General features: G+C 68.2%; 19 protein-coding genes and 2 pseudogenes. 11 read left to right on the top strand and 10 right to left on the bottom strand.

Features of this window, described 5'->3' with window-relative positions:
• Positions 1-8 precede the first annotated feature (8 nt).
• The 7 genes from ACQPYM_RS27080 to ACQPYM_RS27050 all read left to right on the top strand — a co-directional run bounded on the left by ACQPYM_RS27080 (position 9) and on the right by ACQPYM_RS27050 (position 7,693).
• Positions 9-221, top strand: a complete 213-nt coding sequence (locus ACQPYM_RS27080; RefSeq protein WP_433005597.1) for an Hsp20/alpha crystallin family protein — start codon at positions 9-11, stop codon at positions 219-221.
• 413 nt (positions 222-634) lie between these two features.
• Entirely contained in the window at positions 635-1,300 is a 666-nt protein-coding gene (locus tag ACQPYM_RS27075; RefSeq protein WP_433005594.1) for a fasciclin domain-containing protein, read from the top strand.
• A 196-nt stretch (positions 1,301-1,496) separates the two neighbouring features.
• Entirely contained in the window at positions 1,497-1,715 is a 219-nt protein-coding gene (locus tag ACQPYM_RS27070) for a hypothetical protein (RefSeq protein ID WP_433005591.1), read from the top strand.
• A gap of 69 nt (positions 1,716-1,784) precedes the next feature.
• Positions 1,785-4,901: an FtsX-like permease family protein gene (locus ACQPYM_RS27065; RefSeq protein ID WP_433005588.1), complete on the top strand. Its 3,117-nt coding sequence runs from the start codon at positions 1,785-1,787 to the stop codon at positions 4,899-4,901.
• 226 nt (positions 4,902-5,127) lie between these two features.
• Positions 5,128-6,219, top strand: coding sequence for a sensor histidine kinase (locus ACQPYM_RS27060; RefSeq protein ID WP_433005585.1), 1,092 nt, complete (start codon positions 5,128-5,130; stop codon positions 6,217-6,219).
• Complete coding sequence (locus ACQPYM_RS27055) at positions 6,216-6,839, top strand: response regulator transcription factor (RefSeq protein WP_433005581.1); 624 nt, start codon at positions 6,216-6,218, stop codon at positions 6,837-6,839. The genes ACQPYM_RS27060 and ACQPYM_RS27055 overlap by 4 nt, the downstream gene beginning before the upstream one ends.
• A gap of 248 nt (positions 6,840-7,087) precedes the next feature.
• Entirely contained in the window at positions 7,088-7,693 is a 606-nt protein-coding gene (locus tag ACQPYM_RS27050; protein ID WP_433005579.1) for a VTT domain-containing protein, read from the top strand.
• A 146-nt stretch (positions 7,694-7,839) separates the two neighbouring features.
• Here ACQPYM_RS27050 and ACQPYM_RS27045 read toward each other — a convergent pair whose 3' ends face one another.
• The gene (locus tag ACQPYM_RS27045) at positions 7,840-8,379 is read right to left on the bottom strand and encodes a dihydrofolate reductase family protein (RefSeq protein ID WP_433005576.1); all 540 of its coding nucleotides are present in this window, start codon (positions 8,377-8,379) and stop codon (positions 7,840-7,842) included.
• Positions 8,380-8,956: 577 nt separating this feature from the next.
• Positions 8,957-9,412: an N-acetyltransferase family protein gene (locus tag ACQPYM_RS27040; RefSeq protein WP_433005573.1), complete on the bottom strand. Its 456-nt coding sequence runs from the start codon at positions 9,410-9,412 to the stop codon at positions 8,957-8,959.
• Positions 9,413-9,595: 183 nt separating this feature from the next.
• Between ACQPYM_RS27040 and ACQPYM_RS27035 the strand changes: the two genes are divergently transcribed.
• Positions 9,596-10,174 carry an RNA polymerase sigma factor gene (locus ACQPYM_RS27035; RefSeq protein WP_433005570.1) on the top strand — a complete coding sequence of 193 codons (579 nt, stop codon included), beginning with the start codon at positions 9,596-9,598 and terminating at the stop codon, positions 10,172-10,174.
• A gap of 14 nt (positions 10,175-10,188) precedes the next feature.
• Positions 10,189-10,824 carry a hypothetical protein gene (locus tag ACQPYM_RS27030; RefSeq protein WP_433005567.1) on the top strand — a complete coding sequence of 212 codons (636 nt, stop codon included), beginning with the start codon at positions 10,189-10,191 and terminating at the stop codon, positions 10,822-10,824.
• A gap of 32 nt (positions 10,825-10,856) precedes the next feature.
• Here ACQPYM_RS27030 and ACQPYM_RS27025 read toward each other — a convergent pair whose 3' ends face one another.
• The 3 genes and pseudogenes from ACQPYM_RS27025 to ACQPYM_RS27015 form a co-directional block, all read right to left on the bottom strand.
• A complete protein-coding gene (locus ACQPYM_RS27025; protein ID WP_433005564.1) occupies positions 10,857-11,135 on the bottom strand; it encodes a TetR/AcrR family transcriptional regulator C-terminal domain-containing protein in 279 nt (92 codons plus the stop codon).
• An 80-nt stretch (positions 11,136-11,215) separates the two neighbouring features.
• A pseudogene (locus ACQPYM_RS27020) lies at positions 11,216-11,418 on the bottom strand (hypothetical protein); the annotation flags it as partial.
• A 96-nt stretch (positions 11,419-11,514) separates the two neighbouring features.
• Positions 11,515-11,595 (bottom strand): annotated as a pseudogene (locus ACQPYM_RS27015) (glutamate--tRNA ligase family protein); the annotation flags it as partial.
• Between the two features lie 59 nt (positions 11,596-11,654).
• Here ACQPYM_RS27015 and ACQPYM_RS27010 point away from each other — a divergent pair.
• A complete protein-coding gene (locus tag ACQPYM_RS27010) occupies positions 11,655-12,284 on the top strand; it encodes a hypothetical protein (RefSeq protein ID WP_433005561.1) in 630 nt (209 codons plus the stop codon).
• Between the two features lie 37 nt (positions 12,285-12,321).
• On the opposite strand, the gene ACQPYM_RS27005 is transcribed toward ACQPYM_RS27010, so the two are convergent.
• The 3 genes from ACQPYM_RS27005 to ACQPYM_RS26995 form a co-directional block, all read right to left on the bottom strand.
• Positions 12,322-12,954 (bottom strand): response regulator, encoded by a 633-nt coding sequence (locus ACQPYM_RS27005; RefSeq protein ID WP_433005559.1) that lies wholly within the window; start codon positions 12,952-12,954, stop codon positions 12,322-12,324.
• Between the two features lie 350 nt (positions 12,955-13,304).
• The gene (locus tag ACQPYM_RS27000; protein ID WP_433005556.1) at positions 13,305-13,499 is read right to left on the bottom strand and encodes a hypothetical protein; all 195 of its coding nucleotides are present in this window, start codon (positions 13,497-13,499) and stop codon (positions 13,305-13,307) included.
• Complete coding sequence (locus ACQPYM_RS26995; protein WP_433005553.1) at positions 13,496-14,272, bottom strand: phytanoyl-CoA dioxygenase family protein; 777 nt, start codon at positions 14,270-14,272, stop codon at positions 13,496-13,498. Before ACQPYM_RS26995 ends, ACQPYM_RS27000 begins: the two co-directional genes overlap by 4 nt.
• 115 nt (positions 14,273-14,387) lie before the next feature.
• On the opposite strand from ACQPYM_RS26995, the gene ACQPYM_RS26990 reads away from it, so the two are divergent.
• Positions 14,388-15,044 carry an AraC family transcriptional regulator gene (locus ACQPYM_RS26990; RefSeq protein ID WP_433005550.1) on the top strand — a complete coding sequence of 219 codons (657 nt, stop codon included), beginning with the start codon at positions 14,388-14,390 and terminating at the stop codon, positions 15,042-15,044.
• Positions 15,045-15,418: 374 nt separating this feature from the next.
• Here the strand turns inward: ACQPYM_RS26990 and ACQPYM_RS26985 are convergent, their stop codons facing one another.
• Together ACQPYM_RS26985 and ACQPYM_RS26980 are read right to left on the bottom strand one after the other, a co-directional pair.
• Complete coding sequence (locus ACQPYM_RS26985) at positions 15,419-15,991, bottom strand: OsmC family protein (protein ID WP_433005547.1); 573 nt, start codon at positions 15,989-15,991, stop codon at positions 15,419-15,421.
• Between the two features lie 62 nt (positions 15,992-16,053).
• A complete protein-coding gene (locus tag ACQPYM_RS26980) occupies positions 16,054-17,304 on the bottom strand; it encodes a MalY/PatB family protein (protein ID WP_433005544.1) in 1,251 nt (416 codons plus the stop codon).
• Positions 17,305-17,329: the final 25 nt, after the last annotated feature.

The raw sequence follows: 17,329 nt of genomic DNA, 5'->3' as shown, positions 1-17,329 counted from the left end.
CGTTCCAGATGTTCGACCGGCCTGCCGAGCAGCTGCAGATCTCGGAGTGGCCGACAGGTGTGTTCTCCCGGCAGCTGTTCCTGGACGACAGCCTCGACACCGACAACGTCGAGGCAAGCTACGAGGCCGGCGTACTGCGGCTGCGGATCCCCGTCGCGCCGAAGCCCAAGTCCCGCAAGATCGCGATCGGCGACAGCCGGCAGAAACAGTTGAACAGCTAACCCCGATCCGGCCGACCGTGGGATGCACATTCCTGCGTCGACTACACCCTGGGCTTCGCGGTGCCGCCGCAGGCGTGGCGGCACCGCGAGCCGTGCAGGTGGCCCGCGCTAGCTGCTCAACGTCGGACCTTCCCGGCATCTGATCGACCAAGCGTCAGACGCCTGTACCGCGTTCCGTACCCGCCCAGCCGAAAATTAGTACTCGCCCGCCGTGTGGCCGCCTTCACGATCCCAGCCTGCGCGGAAGAAAGTTTGCCAAGGGGACCTATCCGGTCCGGGAGCGGCGCCGAAGTAGGGATGTCGGCTGCGAGTCGTTCGAAACGGCTCAGGGGCAACTGGTGGTGATGTAACCGGGTTCTTCACGGTCGTCGCCCGAGTTGCCAGTCGGCCCCCACCCAAGGAGAAGGATCGTCATGTCCAACACCATCAAGCGCGTCGCCCTGGCTGCCGCTGCCGTTTCGTTGCTCTTCGCAACTGCTGCCTGTGGCGGCGGCAACGACGACGCCGGCTCGACGCCCGCGACCACGGCCACCTCGTCCGCGCCGGCCGAGACCCCGTCCGCGTCGCCGTCGATGGACAACGCGGCCGGTCTGGTCGGACCGGGCTGTGCCGACTACGCCAAGGCGAACCCCAGCGGCGCTGGCTCGGTCGACGGGATGGCCGCCGCGCCGCTGGCCACCGCCGCCTCCGGCAACCCGCTGCTCAAGACCCTGGTCGCCGCGGTCTCGGGCAAGCTGAACCCGAAGGTCGACCTGGTCTCCACCCTCAACGGCGGCGAGTTCACTGTGTTCGCCCCGGTCGACTCCGCCTTCGCCAAGATCCCGGCCGCGACCATCAACACGCTCAAGACCAACGACGCGCTGCTCAGCAGCATCCTGACCTACCACGTCATCCCCGGCCAGCTCGACCCGGCCGCGGTCGTCGGCAAGCAGACCTCCGTCCAGAAGGGCGCCGTCACGGTCACCGGCTCCGGCGACAACCTGATGGTCAACAACGCCAAGGTCATCTGCGGCGGCGTGAAGACCGCCAACGCCACGGTCTACCTGATCGACACCGTACTGATGCCGCCGGCGGCCTGACGATCCCGCCGACCCGGCATCACCGGGTCGGTGTCGCCAGGCCAGGACACCAGATCACGGTGACATCGGCCCAGCAGTAGCGGTGGCGCCTCCCTACTCCGGGGAGGCGCCACCGTCCCGGCTCCGCACCATCCACCCAGACGAGGACGCGAGGCTCCACTTCACGACCACGACGGTTCCAGGGAAGCGACCTCACGTGACACCCCCGCCTGACATCCACGCCCTGACCGGTCCCTCTGTGCTCAACGCAGTAGACGACAGCGAACGAGCCGCCTTCGAACAGCACCTCGCGAACTGCAGCGCCGAAGTCGACGAACTCCGCGAGTCCGTCACCAGACTCAGCCTGTACGTCGCCCGCCAACCGCCGCCAGCCCAGTCAGGCAACGACTGTGTGTCTTTTGGGGTGAATCGCTGACGAGGCACCGGCCCCTCCGTAGGTTCAGCCGCAGGTCAATCGATTTCCGGCGGCTAGGGGTGGCCACTGATGTTCTTGCGACAGGCGCTGCGGTATCGGCGTTTGCAGCTGCTCGTGCTGGCGGGGATCAGCGTGCTGATCGGCACGTGTGCGGCGTTCGCGCCCTGGTTCTCCCGGGCGGTCGAGCAGACGGTCACCACCGAGACATTGACAACCGAGTGGCTGCGGGCCAGTTGGCACCTGGATGCGCCTCCGGTGGCCCGGGACAGCGGACCGAGCAGGGCCCCGGCGCCCGAGGACCTGACCGCGATGCTGCCGGACGACGTGCGGCCGTTGTTCGGCGAGCCGTCGTACGGCATGTCAGCTCCGGTGATCTGGGACCTCGAGACCAAGCGGCCGAGGATCGAAGGCCGCGTGCTCTGGCGGGACGGGTACTGCGAGCAGTTGGTGCTGATCGCCGGCCAGTGCCCCGACTCCTCGCACGAGGTCGTCGTCTCGGCCACCGACGCGGAGACCTTCGGCGCGATCGTCGGCGCGACTCTCAAAGCCCTGCCCACCAAGCACGCCGGGAGCGGGAAGCTGCTCGTTGTCGGCGTCTACCAGGCGCAGACTCACGACCCCTACTGGTTCGGCCACGGGCCGACGGGCCACTCGCAGCCGGGCAACGACTCCCAGACCCCGATTTCCGACTACCTGCTCACCAATCGCCAGACCCTGGTAGAGGGCTGGGGTGCCAACTCGACAGCGGACGCCCGTCTGCTGGCGGGCAAGGCCCGGGTGGACGATCTGGACCGGCTCCGCCACGTCACCGCCGAATCCGAGGCGAGCGCCCCCGACCTCGGGTTGCAGGCCAGGAACCACTCCGGACTGGTCGACCTCATCGACGGCATCAACGCCGAACGCCGGCAAGCGGTCACGATCATCCCGCTGGTCATGGTGCAGGTCGGTCTGTTCAGTGTCGTCGTCCTGGCCCTCGCGCTGGCGGCGGTGGTCGACCAGCGTCGGCCGGAGCTCGCCATCTCCCGGCTCCGCGGCGCCGGCGTACGGCGTACCGGGCGGGCGTTGGCGATCGAGCTGAGCGTGCCCGTGCTGGTCGGGACGTTGCTGGGAGCCCTGACCGGCTTCGGCGTACTGTTGGTGGTTCGAAGTACCTGGCTTGACGACGGCGCCCCGGTGGAGGTGCCGTGGACCGTGCCGGCCGCGGTCGTGTTCTCGACACTGGTCGGGCTTGCCGTGGTGGCGTGGTCGGTCCGCTCCGTCGTCCGGCAGCCGATCTCCACACTGCTGCGGCGCATCGTGCCGCGTCGTCGCGGCTGGACCATCGGCATGATCGACGTCGTCGTCATCGTCGTCGCCTCGGCCGGACTGGTGGCCGCGCTGACCGGCGGCGGCCGAGGTCCGCTGCCAGTCCTGACGCCCAGCCTGCTGGCCCTCGCAGCCGGCCTCGCGTTCGCCCATCTGCTACTGCCCGCGGCCGGGCTGATCAGCCGGCAGGCGTTGCGCCGCGGCCGGCTCGGCCTGGCTCTCGGCGCCCTCCAAGTAGCCCGCCGCCCGGCCGTCACCCGGATCGTCGCCGTCGTCGCCGTGGCCACCGCCCTGGTCTCCTTCGCCGGCCAAGCCTCCTCCGTTGCCGAGCGCAACCGTGAGATCAGGGCCGGGTACGAAGTCGGCGCCGCCGGGGTGCTGGCGATAAAGATCAACTCCATCGGGCAGCTCAAGAACGCCGTCGACAAGATCGACAAGGACCGGAACTGGCTGACCCCGGTGGTGCTCTCCTATCCCGCGAACACCAGCGGGCTGCGCTCGCTGATGATCGAGCCGGACAGCTTCCAGCGGATCGCCTTCCGCGGCCACCGGCTCATCGACGCGGACGGGCTCAAGGCGATCACCGCTCCGATCGGGCCGCCGCCGGTCGTGGTCGACGGTGACCGGCTGACCATCACCGCCACGCCCGGGGTGTTCAAGCCGTATGCGCCGCCGATCGCCGACGGCAGTGTGCCCCGGGCGGGTCCGCCACCCAAGTCCGTCGTCCTGCAGGCGACGGTCTTCAGCCAGAGCGTCGGCATCCGGTACGAGGTCGTGTTCCCGCCGCTGAAGCTGGTGCCGGGCAAGCCGGTGGAGCTCAGCGCCAAGCTGGGGTGTGCGAAGCCGTGTCAGCTGATCCGGCTGGGCGTGGCGCGCGAGCTCGGTGACCTGGCCGGGCTCCGTGGCGGGATCACGATCAACAAGCTGGCCACCAACACCCAGCCGGCCGTCGCGCTCGGACCGGCGGCGAACTGGCACGCCCCGCGGCAGACCGGCGGGGACGAAATCCTCGACAGCATCAGCGTGGCGGACGGACCGCCGAAGGGCCTGGTGCTGAACGTGACGAACAGCGGCGGCGCACTGACGCTGCAGACCGCGCGGATCCCGGCCGAGCTGCCGGTTCTGGTGACGCCGGACTTCGTGGTCAACGACGCCCAGACGATCCCCGCGATCGACGGACTCGGCGTACCGATCGAGAAGATCGACCGGCTGCGCAGTACCGTCCCTCGGCACACCGAGCACACCGCGGTGGTCGACCTGGAAACCATTCGCCGGTTGGGCGGCAAGGTGGCCGACCTCAGCACGGACACCGAGATCTGGCTGAACGACGAGGGACTGGCCCGCGCGGACCAGATCATCGCCGGACTGGCCGCCGTCGGCATCGCCGCGACCGTCGTCGATCGGCAGGCCGAGCGATCCGCCACCTACGGCCGCTCGGCGAGTGCGCTCGCGCTCGCGCTGCAGCTCACCCCGGTGATCGGCATCGCCGGCTGGGCCCTGGCAGTCATCGTGCTGCTGCTTATGATCGTGACCACGTGGCGTTCCCGGGCCCAGGACTACGCGAGCCTGCGCATCACCGGCGTACCGGCCGCGACCACCGGCCGGGCGGCGCGCTGGGAGCAGACCGGGCCCGTCACACTCGCGGCGTTGCTCGGATCGGCCTGCGGCATCCTCGGCGCCCACATCGCGTTGCCGATGATCCCCCTCTTCGCACCGACCGTCCTCCCGTCACCGATCCCGCTCGAGCTGGACATCAACTGGCCGATAGCCCTCACTCTCATGCTGTTCAGTACTGCGCTACTGGCCGCCGCCACCCTGTTGCTCGCCTCCGGCGTCAACGGCCGAGCCGGCTACGCCCGGATCCGGGAGGAACTGTCATGACCGTACTGATGCCTCGCCTCCGGCTCGGCCGGTCATGGGGCTGGAACCCCAGGCCTTCCCTCGTCGCTCCGGTCGCTCCGTGGATCTGACATCGCGGTCTGATCGCGACGCCGCCAATCGCTTGTATCAGCGCCTTGCCCTGGAACCGTGCCAGGAGCAAGCTGTCATGGCTCCATCGTGATGGCTGCACGGTGCGGCTGAGCAGGTGGTGATTCAGACTGGGGTCATGAGTCCTCCGGAGGCGCCGGCGCCGTTGCGAGCGGCTGTCTGGCTCGTCCTGCTGACGAACGTGGCGTGGGCATTGGTCCTGCCGATGATCATGGTCGACCCCGACACCGTGGCGACCTGGATGATCGTTGCCGCGGCATTGGCCGGCCACTCCACTGCGCACCTGCTGGTGATGCGAGCTGCCGTCACACCCTGGGGAAAAGGCCGACGCAGAATCCTGCCGGCGGTGGGCCTGGTCGTGGCCACCCTCGTTGCCTGGCCGATTCTGACCACGTGGGCGGAAACTGACGAGCAGCCCTGGACTTGGTTGGTCGGGTTCACCATCAGTGCCCTGTTCCTGGTGATCCGGCCGCTTTACGCTGCGTTGGTCGGAGTCGCCCTCACGGGATTGGTAGTCCTGGCGGCGATGGTCTCCGACCTGTCCGTGCTTCGCTCGCTGCTGTTCGTTGCCATCGCCGGACTCGCTGCCGGCGTGTTCGCGGCGATCGTGGTGTATTCCATGCGGTTGCTGGTCGCGGCCGAGACCGGGCGCGCCGCGGAGGCAAGCCTGGCAGTCGCGGAAGAGCGCCTTCGCTTCTCCCGGGAGCTCCACGACGCCCTGGGACATCGGCTCAACATCATCGCTCTGAAGGCTGAGCTCGCCGGCGCCGAGGACCTGCGTCAGCTTGCCGCCGAGGCAGCGATCGACATCCGTCGCGCTGTGCACGGCTATGCCGCTCTGGACATGGCCGAGCAGGTACGCGGCGCTGAACTCGTTCTCTCCTCGGCCGGTCTCGACGTCGAGATCGCGATCGACCCCGCGGCGTGGGGGCAAGTGGAGCCCGAGGTCGAGCAACTCCTGGCCACTGCCGTTCGTGAGGGCGTGACCAATATCTTGCGTCACAGCGATGCTCACTCCTGCCGGATCGCATTCTCCGAGGACGGAGACCTGCTTCGCTTCCAGATGACGAACGACCGGCCCCGGAGCGCGTCCGCCGCCAATGGCCTAGGCCTCTCGGGGCTTCACGACAGAGCCGCGGCGTTGGGTGCGCGGGTGCGAACTGAGAGAGAGGACGATCGGTTCGTGCTGTGCATCGAGGTCCCTCGATGAGCCCGGACGGGCCCGCCATCCGCGTTCTGCTGGCCGAGGACGAAGAGGTGATTCGCGAGGCACTGACCGAGCTCCTGGCACGCGAGCCCGACATGGAGGTCATAGCCGCGGTCCCCGATGGTCGCCGCGCCGTGGAGGAGGCCAGGAAATGGCGGCCCGATGTGGTCATCGTGGACCTCGAGATGCCGAGGTTGGACGGGCTGGGCGTGGTCACCGAGCTCACCCGCATCCTGCCGAACGTTCCCGTCATCGTCCTCACCGGTCATGGCCGGCCAGTGATACTGCGGAAGGCCCTGATGTCAGGGGCGCGCGGCTTCCTTGCCAAAGGTGCTCCTGGCGCGACGGTGGCCGACGTCGTACGCCGGGTCCGCGCCGGGAGCAGGTATGTCGACCCAGTGTTGGCGGCTGAAGCCCTGACCGCACCGGCATCGCCCCTGACTGCACGAGAGGCCGAGATACTCGCTGCGGCGGGCGTGGACCGCCCTGTTCGCGATTTGGCCCGCGAGCTGCATCTCTCGCCCGGGACGGTTCGCAACTACCTCACTGCAATCGCCCAGAAGCTCGGCGTCCGCGACCGCAGCGAAGCCTTCCGAACCGGCCGCGAACAAGGCTGGATCTGAGAGGGCATCATCCCCAACGCGGGATGGCGGTCAGATCCTGCTGCCAACCTTCGGGCTGTGCACAACAAAGTCGTGATGATTTCACAGCGGGGCCGTGCGCGGTCAGTGTCCAGGATGGCCGTATGACGGTGCGACAAACTCCCGCTCGAGGCGATGATGTTGAACGGCGCCACCTCTCACGCAGGTCGGCGAATTGGCGCCGCTGGGTGCCGTGGGAGGGACCCGCGACCCGCGGCGACGTGGCACTGATGGGCGCGATCCTCGGGGTGGTGGCGCTCGGGTTCGCCATGAAGCCGCTCAAGCCGTTTCTGATCGCCTCGCACCCGGTGATGTTGGAGTTCCTGACCGGTGACCTCGTCGCGATCGGTGCGGCCGCCGCGTTCGCCCGCATCGGGGAGGCGCCGCTCTGGCTCGTCGTAGTCGCGGGCGGTGTCGGCATGTCGAAGTTCGACTGGCTCACCTGGTGGGCCGGTCGGCAGTGGGGGACAGGGATAATCCGGATGTTCACGACCAGCGAGCGGGCTCTTCGTTTCGCCGATCGAGCGGGGGAGCTCAAGCCCTGGACGGTGCGCCTCCTGGTAGTGAATGCCATGTTCCCCGGGGTGCCCACGCCGGTCGTCTACGCCATGGCGGGCTGGTCTCGGATGAGGCTTCGGACGTTCCTACTGCTTGACCTGGTAGGCACCTTGCTCGTCAGCGGGCTGGTGGCCGGAGTCGGCTACGGTCTCGGCCAACCTGCGGTGGACGTCGTGCTGCAGGTCGACAAGTACGCCTCCCTGGTCAGCCTGACGATGCTCGGCGTCGCCGCTCTCATTCCGTTGCTCAGGCGACGGATCCGCAGGAAGAAAACGTGATCCCAGCATCGCCGCCAGGCGCTCGCCCGGAGTATCACGGCGTAGATCTGCCGCCTCGGGGCTTCGCATCCCCCGCAGCCGTCGTCCGAAACCGTTGCGCACGGCAAGGGTTTGGCAGCGGCGCCGGCGACGGGGGCACCGATCTGCTAGTGCCGGACGCGGTAGCGGATGTGGGTTGCCTCCGGGGTGCCGATCACGCGAATGATCTCCAGTTCGATCAGTGACGGCAAGACGTCGAACAACCGGCGTCCTTGACCGAGCAGGACCGGGATCTGATGGATCTGGATTTCGTCCAGAACTCCGGCCTCCAGTGCCTTCTGCGCGGTGTAGGCGCCGCAACGTACCTGGACGTCTTTGCCGCCGGCCGCCTCCTTGGCCTGCTTCATCGCGCTGGCGATTCCGTCCTGTACATAGGTCACCAGCGGGTATCCCCAGCGGGCGGCGGGGCTGGGCGGTCGGTGACTGGGAACGAAGATCGGCGCTCCGTTGTGGTCACCGCCCCAGTGATCCATCAGCTCGGCGGTTCGCCGTCCCGCCACGACCGCGCCGCACGCTTTCCACTCGTCGAGGAAAGTTTCGTCCGGCCAGTCGTGCAGCCGATGGTCGTCCTCGCCGCCGAGGTAGTCGTTGAGATCCGCGATGTACCCGTCGAGGGACACCGACATGTCGAGAATCGATGACGCCACAGCAAGTTCCTTTCGTTGAAGGCTTTCAACCTAGGGCCGCCCGCCCGGGACCAAGAGGTGACAGCTGTCATTGCCTCGTCATGACACCGGCTCGCCGTTCCTGATTCCGCAAGCAGGCAAGGGCTGCTCGAGCACGACGTCGACATGAGCTGGTGGGTCACAGCTGCAGACGCGGATACGGATCCGATGGGCGAATTCTCGCGTCGGGCGATCAGGACGATCACGTCCTGTCGTTCCAGTCGCCGAGCCTACTCCGCGGCTGTAACGGTGACAGGCCCTTGGCGCAGGAGTTCGGCGATTTCCCGGGTCATCTCGGAGACGGACCCTGCATCGGCTGGGGTTGCGCGGTCAACGGTGAGGTTGGGGGGCAGCGTCATACGGGAAGTATCAGGGCCCCACTGCCCAGCCAACCCGTGACACTTGCACCGATTATCTGTGACGGACGGCGTGATGGGATCGGATAGTGTCTAGCGGGTCGAGGTCAGCGAGGCGTAGGGCGGCTGCCTCCTGAAGCCTCTTGTTTTCTTGGCATTCGGGGGACGAGGACCCTGATCCAGGCTGGGTCTCTGACCTGTGGTCAGGTGATGCCGTCGAAGGGCTTCTCCAATTCGATCCAAGGGATGGACTGGTCGGGGAGCACGTAGCGCTCGGTCTCGGTGAAGCCGTGGTGGAGCGCGAAGCGCAGGCCGTCGGCGTTGGTTGCGAGAACGACGGTCCCGATCGCGGTGACGCCGAGGTCGGCGGCGCGGCGGAGGGTGCGCTCGTAGAGCCGGGAGCCGATGCCGCGGCCGCGATGCCCTGGCAGGACCCGGGCGATGACCCGGGCGGCGGGGATGTCGTCCGCCGGTGGCCATACGGTGCTATTGCCGACCAGGACGTCGTCCAGGTAGGCGACCTCCAGGTGGTTGCGCTGCGACCGTTCGCGGACCTCCTCGAGGGAGAGCGACACGGTGGGGATGACGACGTTGTGCACGTGTCGCCAGTCCTCCAGGGTGGCATCGTCCGTCGGCTGGATGAAGCGGAGTTCGGGCATGGCGGCAGCAAACCCGATCTGGGGGTGCAGGTCAACGGAGTTCGGTGCGGACAGCGGTGAGAAGCGTGCGGGTGTACGCCCACCACACACCACCATGTCCTGGTGCCAACTACCGGGTCCCGGGCTCTGGGACTTCTCGCACGTGAAGATGTAACCGGATCTCTGCTGCGGGGATATGAGGGTGTGAAGCAGACAACGCCAGGCGGGCAGTTCGAGCAGCTGTACCGGGCGCACTACGTGGCTGTGTTGGCCTACGTCGTCCGTCGGTCGGCTGATGTGGAGGCGGCTCGGGACGTGGTTTCGGAGGTGTTCGAGATTGCGTGGCGACGCCGCGAGGAGATTCCGGCGCAGCACGTGCGGCCGTGGCTGTATCGGGTTGCGGCTAATCGGCTCGGGCATCGGTATCGCAGTGACCAGCGCGAGCTCCAGGCGTTGCGACGGCTCGCCACTGAGGCTGCCACGGATAGTGCCATGCGAGGCACGGCGGAGCAGGTGGAGGCGGCGCATGCGCTGGCCGAGGTGGTCACGGCGCTTGGTCGGCTCGGTGTCAAGGATCAGCAGGTGCTGCTGCTCAATGCCTGGGAAGGTCTCTCCGGCCACGAGCTGGCTGTCGCGCTCGGATGCTCCACCACAGCCGCCGGAGTTCGGCTGCACCGGGCCCGGCGACGGCTCAAGTCCGTCGTTGGTGCTGATCGTGAATCTTCTACCCCGCCGGCGCCGGCCGTCGACGGATCCGTTCAGAGAACAGGACACAGCTCATGACGCGTACTTCGAGGATGGACACACTCCGCACCAACGATCCCGCCGCCGACGCGGCACTCTCGCTCGACGCCCGCGCCGAGGCCGACCTCCAGCGAATCGTCGGCATCCCAGCCGAGGCCGGCTCAGTCGGCGGCGTCGGGCACCCCAGCCCGGTACTGCGTTCGCGAAGGCGGCTGGCCGTCGCCGTCGCGGCGGGCGGTGCCCTGGTGGCCGGCGTCGCGGTCGCCGCACCCCTGGTAGGTGGCGGAGAGACCGCCTCACCGGCGTACGCGGTGACCGACGCCGGGAACGGCAAGATCACCGTCACCATCTACCGGGCCGAGGATGCCGACGGACTCGAACGCCGGCTCGCCCAGGCCGGGCTGCGAGCCGAGGTCGTCTACTTCCCGCGCGGCATGCATTGCGAACGCTCGCCGCACGGTGTCGGGTTCGACGGCCAGTGGAGCAGCACCGACAACTGGGACGGGCAACGGTCGCACGGCACCTCGTACACGCTCAAGCCGGCCGACTTCGAGGGCGCCACCTTGGTGATCGAGCAATCCGACTCGAACGCAACGGTGCCAGGGAAGCCCGCCAGGGCCTTCAGCAACAAGATGGGCTTCCTGAAGAACGGCACCTTCGGACCCTGCGTCCTGACACCGACCCGCTGACTCGCCGGCGGGTCCGTTGCCTGGGGGAGTGATCAAGAGCTGAACGGCGGGACGGCCCCTGACCTGGGTCCTGGTCCGATCTGGAGTTCGCCATCGCCTGTCAGCGCTTCGATGGCGTGCTGGAGTCGGTCGAGTACTTGCTCTCGTCCGAGCGCTGCCATCGTCTCGTGCAGCGGTGGCGATACCGGACCGCCCGCAATCGCCACTCGTACCGTCATGAACCAGCGCCTCCGGTTCAAGGAATCCTGCTCAGCGATCTGGTTGAGCACTTCCTCGATCTGAGCCGGCTCGAAGACGGTCAGCTCCGGCAACCGCGCGGCCAGCGAACGGAGGGCAGGTCCGCCCCGGTGGCCCAGTCGGGCAGGAATGGTGCTGCCGTCTCGAAGAACTGCTCGTCGCTGAGAGCGCGAATGTAGTGGCCGTTCAGCCAATCGAGCTTGTCCAGATTGAACACCGGCCCCACGGTGTTCAGGCGACGCCAGTCGAACGTCTCAATCAGCTCGTCCAGCGAGAAGACGGCGCCGGCCAACCGAGCCATTCGTACAGCAGTACGTGCTTGGCGGTCGAGCTGATCCACTCCTCGCCTCGGATCACGTGGCTGAAGGGTGGGGCCTCGGCGGGGATCAGTATCCGGACAATCCGCAACACCAGCGTGCCGCCGGCGCTGCGTGCGAACGCGAGATTGATCAGCGCCGCGTACGCAGTGCCGACATGCGGATCGCCCGTCGGCGAAGGCGCGACCCGGCAACGGAACCGGCGCGGGGACGTCATGGGTGGTTCGTGACAGATGACATCTGTGGCCGGGGAGTGTGCCGAACGATGCTGAGGGCATGGACCTCGATCCTCGTGACAACGGACAGCTCGCGGCACGGCAGAACCCCGCGAGTTCTTCGCATGACTCCCACGGTTCGCCGGATGACGCCAGCCGTTCGCGGTCGGTCCCGGGCACGGTCACCTGGCTCTTGCGCCGCTGGCCTACCGTTCTCGCCGCCGGGCTGGTCATCACGACTGGCGCGCTGCCTCCCATGTGGGCCATGCACTTCCTGCCGGTGCTGCCCCTGCTCTACGTGGTACTCGTGGCGATCGGCCGGCGGGTGGCGACCTGGCCGGTACTGGCCGGCCTGACGGCGCTGTTCCTCGTCCTCGAGCACTACGCGGTGGACACCTTCACCGTCATCGCGATCCTCGCCGTCGTGGGCACGGTGCTTGCGGTCGTGGCCGGCCGCTCCCGCGAGGCCGGCCTGCAGGCGGCGGCGTTCGTCGGGTTCTTCGTCGTCGGGCTGGCCGCGATGTATCTCGACCGTACTGCGGGGATTCTGCTGGTTGCCGGGGGATGGGCTGCGCACGGGTTGTGGGATTTCTGGCACCTGCTGCGTGACAAGGTCGTGGCACGCACGTTCGCCGAAGCCTGCGGAGTCCTCGACATCCTCGCGGCTGCCGGTCTCCTGCTGGCGTTGTGACGCAGGCGCTCGCCCGCAGGCAGGGGGAGGCTTGCCGTCAGATCCACCCCTGCTCGGTGGCGAGCCGGAACGCCTCCGACCTGGACTCGGCTTCCAGTTTGCGGGTCGCCGAGGACAGGTAGTTCCGTACCGTCCCGGCGGTCAGGTAGAGCTCGCGGGCCACGTCCCCGACGGGGCGGTCGGCGCCCGCGGCTCGCAGTACATCGGCCTCGCGCGTCGTCAGTGGGGACTGCGGGGCCGTCAGGGCGTCGGCAGCAAGCACCGGGTCGACGTAGCGGAGCCCTTCGTGGACACGCCGGATGACATCGGCCAGCGCGGTTCCCGGGGCGCCCTTGGCCAGAAAGCCCCGCGCGCCCGACGCCAGGGCGTTGCGCAACGTCAGTGGCCGGCCGTGGGCGGTGAGGATCACGACCGCGCAGTCGGACATGGTCCGGGCCAGCTCGGCCACCACCCCCAGCCCGTCCAGGCCGGGCATCTGCAGGTCGGCGACGACAACGTCCGCACGATGCCGCAGCGCCGCATCGACCGCGGCCCGGCCGTCAGCGACCGAGGCGACGACGGTGATGTCCGGCTCACGCTCCAGCAGCGCCGTCAAAGCAACCCGGATGAGTTCCTCGTCCTCTGCCAGTACGACCCTGATCACGCGTCCCTCCTGTCTGCCAATGGTCATACGCCCAGTCCGGACCGGTGAAATCCAACGACACCGGTACTGCGAGCCACCGGCCTCCCGTGACGGTCGTCACGGTCGCGGTATCGCGCTCACACACACGAGCATCGAGTCATGACGCCGCCCGAGCGTCCCGCTCTCCGCAGTAGACGTGACGACCCGGCTGGGCCGCTGCAACTGAGCGGGTCGCCGACGCCGGATCCTCACGGTGCGGGCGCTCATAGTAACCTCCGCCGCCCTGTGGTCACCGTCGTTTGCCTGGTGTCGTCCCGGCGAGGAGCCGTGGGCCCGGCTGGCGGATTCAGCGTCGCCCTCCTGCCGCTCATCACCCCCCCCGGTGGGCTGCGGCGGTCCTAGCGGTCGGCGCCGCCGGTGCCTGCATTCTGGGATCGCTGATCTTCGACGAGTCGCCTATGCCAGCCCGGGAGTCGCCTACTCGGCCCGAACGCGAGCTGGCGCGCCGTGCCGCCGATGTCGATCGCGTGCACCATGTCGGCGGCGGTGAGCGCGAGAAGCGAGCCGTCGACCTCGAGCTCTGGGCGGGTCAAGACCGGTGCCCTGGCACGCGCGGGAACAGCTCGTGGCCGAAGGGCTTGCCGATCGGCAGGCCGAGTCCGTCGGTGACCACATGGCCGCTGCCGGAGTACGTCGTCTCCGCGTCGATGTAGATCGCAACGTGGGCGATCCGGGGATCGTCCGTCAGGTTCGGCGTCGCCGAGTGGGCCAGGTAGGCGTTGTGGAAGGTGCAGTCGCCGGCCTGGAGCGGGATCGTCCGCCGCTCTGCCCAGCGCAGGTCAGGCGCGGCCCGGAACATGTCGTCGCGGTCGGCCAGATCCTGACTGCGCAGGTCCTGGTGGTGCTGCGAGCCCGGGATGAACGTCATGCAGCCCCGCTCGACCGGTACGTCGACCAGTGCGACCCAGGCTGACAGCGAGGCGCGCGACCCGGCATGTGGCCAGTACGGCGCGTCCTGGTGGAACTCGGTGGCGGCGCCGTTGTGGGGTGGCTTGATCAGCAGCTGGTCGTGCCAGATCCGCAGTGGTACGCCGGCGAGTGCGGTGGCCGCCGCGGCGAGTCGCGGGTCGAGCGTGAGCTCGCGCAGTACGTCGTTCTGCCGCCACACGTTGACGTACTGGTTGAAGATCTTCGACCCTTCGAACAGGTCGTCGGCGGTCTCGGTCCACTCGGTCGCGGCGGCGCGGAACCGGGCGGCCTCGTCGCGGCTGATGATGTTCGGGATCCGGACCACACCGTCACGGCGGTAGGCGGAAATGATCTCTTCGTCCAACGGGACAGCTGTCGTATGGTCAGTGGTGGTCATCGGCCGGTTCCTCGTGATCCTGTGAGTAGGGGGATCCAGCCTCCCTCAACCCGGTACTCGGCGACAGGCAGACATTGACCAGTACTTGACTGATTTTGACCTCCGGAGGTCGGCCGTGCACAAAGTCCTCAGCAGTGAGGTCTTCCCGGACCAGCGGCTGCCGATCGCGGGTGAACGGGTCGAACTGGGGGCCGACGTCATCCCGCACAGTCACGCGTTCTTCGAGATCGCGGTCGTGCTCGAAGGCCGGGCAATCCATCTCTCGGCCGCCGGCGAAACGCCGCTCCAGCGTGACTCGGTCGTGGTGCTGCGGCCGGGCGAATGGCACGGCTACGTCGAGTGCGAAGGCCTCGTCCTGCGCAACGCCTATCTCGGCGCCGACATCTTCGGCATGCTGTCCGGTGCTCTGATCCCGGGCGACAAAGCGCCGTACCCAGGAGACCAGCCGCCGCACCCGTCCGTCCAGCACGCCATGCGGTTGCTGGAGGCAAGTATCGACGACCGGTGGACGCTCACCCGGCTGGCCTCCGAGGTGAACCTGGCACCCAGCTACCTGGTCCGGCTGTTCAGCCGTACGGCGGGGGTGTCGCCGATGGCCTACCTGAACCGAATCCGGGCCGAACGTGCCGCTGGCCTGCTGATCGAGACCGACCTGCCGATCGCCACCATCGGCGCGATGGTCGGCTGGCACGACCCAAGCCACGCCACCCGCCGCTTCCAAGCATGCTTCGGCGACAGCCCCTCCCACTACCGCACAACCTTCCGCCCCTGACCCCGCCGAACCCACGTAACCAGCAAAACCCCCACGCCACCTCGCCGCTCGCTCCTCCGCCGCTCACTACTCGGCACTCCCACCCACTCCGCGATACGCTCCTACGTCGCGCGAACCGAGAGTAGGCACCCCATGCAGGCAAGGCCGGCCACCTTGCGCGATCCCCGTGATTGAGTGCTCGCCTAGGCCAGCCCCGGGCCGATCCCGTGATCGCCGCGACCCACCGCGCGCACCGTCTCTGCTCCGTACGCCGCAGAGGAACTCCCTCCCGCCGACGATCCACCGTCTGCCTGGGGCGATGACCACCAATAGCCTCGTGAGCGGGTTCCTGCCGGTACGGCGGTTGTGATAGCCGGCGGCATCCGGCGGAGCTTTCAGGTGAGTCGGGTGGTCACGGTCACGGGGTTGGCGATGGTGTCGCGGATGGGGGAGGTGTGCTCGAGGGCCTGGATGAGGTTCTCCAGTTGGTCCCGGGTGGCGGGGCTGTCGATGTCGACGTCGATGGTGATTCCCTGGGCACCTTTGCGGACGGTCTTGTCGATGCCGAGGAAGCCGGCGAGGTCGATGTCGAAACCCAGGGTCAGCCGGACCTGCTGGAGGTCGATGTGGCGTGCAGCGGCGAGGGAGGCAAGGGTGACCAGGTAGCAGCCGGCCAGTGCGTGGAGGACGTACTCGGCGGGACTGGCCGCGCTGTCGGTGCCGAGGAGGGCGACCGGTTCGTCACTGTGCACCGTGAACTTGCCTCGACGGGACTCGTCGGCCTGCCCGGCCTGCACCAGCGCACCGGTCTGGGTGCGGGCGCTGAGGCCGCCGCTGGACTGGCTGTGCATGGTGAAGCGGACCTGTCCGAGATCGCGGTTCTTGGTGACGGCGTCCACGGTTGTCTGTACGGCGTCGAGGTCGACGAACGGCCGGCTGCTGCTGGCGGTGGTCTGGCTGGCGGTCATGGCTTTCCTTTACGGTCGGTTGGCCGGGCTTGTGACCCGGTTGGTCAGCAGGAGGTGTAGCGCTAGCCGCGCTGCTCGAGAACTGAGGCGTGGTGGGCTTCGGCGCTTCGTCCCATCCGATGGATGGCTTCGCGGAGGATGGTGGGGGTGGTGGCGTAGTTGAGCCGGACGAACCCGGCGCCGCCGCTGCCGAAGACGTGCCCGGAGCTGAGCGCGACGCGGGCGGAGTCGAGGAACATCCGAGCCGGACCGGACAGGTCGCTGACCACCGCTGGCTCGTCGGCTGGGTTGCCGGGGGTGTCGTGATGGAGTCCGAGGTCGCGGCAATCGAGCCAAGCCAGGTAGGTGGCCTCGGGCCAGGTCATGGTGACCCTCGGCAGCAGCTTGTCGACCAGGTCGGCGAGCAGGCTGCGGTTGGCGTCGAGGCCGGCGAGGAGGGCGTCGAGCCAGGAACGGCCGTGGTCAAAAGCGGCCGTGTGGGAGAGGACGCCGAGGTGGCTGGGGCCGTGACTGACCTCCTCGGGAAGCCTCGCCAGGTCAGTGGCTGCGTCCGGACCGGCTACCAGCAGGGCAGCTTTCAGGCCCGCGAGGTTCCAGCCCTTCGACGCGGAGTACAGCGCGAATGCATCCTCGGCACCGGGGACACTGAGGTAGGGGACGAACTCCGCGCCGTTGAGGACCAACGGCGCGTGGATCTCATCGGAGATCACCCGCCCCCGGTGGCGGCGGGCCAGTGCCGCTACCGCCGTCAGTTCCTCACGGGTGTGCGCTGCCCCGGTCGGGTTGTGCGGGTTCGCCAGCAGCAACACCGGCATCCGCGAGCCGCAGCGGTCGAATGCCTCGGCCAGCGCGTCCAGGTCCAGCCGCCCCTCCGGGCCGAGCGGCGCCTCTACCACCCGACGGCCGGCATGGGTAACGAAGGCGTAGAACGGCGCGTAGACCGGTGAGCAGACGATGACCGCGTCGCCCGGATCGGTGATCAGCCGCAACGTCTCGACGATCCCCATCATCACGTCCGGCACGATCGCCGTCCGCTCGACCGCGACACCGTCCCACCCCCACCGGTCCGCGGCGAAGCTTGCCACCGCCTCCGCGTACCCGTGGCCGTTGGGATAGCCGGTGTCACCGATCGCGACCGCTCGATGCACTGACTCGGCCACTGCCGGCGCCAGCAGTACATCCATTTCCGCCACCCACAGCGGCAACACATCAGTGGGATGGGCGGTCCACTTCATGCTCGTCCGAGCCCGGAGCTGCTCCAAGGTCAACTGCTCGAGCGGGTTAGGGAGGAGGGAGTCGATGGGGCCGGCCATGTCGTCAACACTACGAGAGCAGGGT

The sequence above is a fragment of the Kribbella sp. CA-294648 genome (assembly GCF_050943845.1).
In the GTDB taxonomy this organism is placed as follows: Bacteria; Actinomycetota; Actinomycetes; order Propionibacteriales; family Kribbellaceae; genus Kribbella.
The sequence above is the reverse complement of the archived record's forward strand: the minus strand, read 5'-3'. Positions and strand labels throughout refer to the sequence as shown.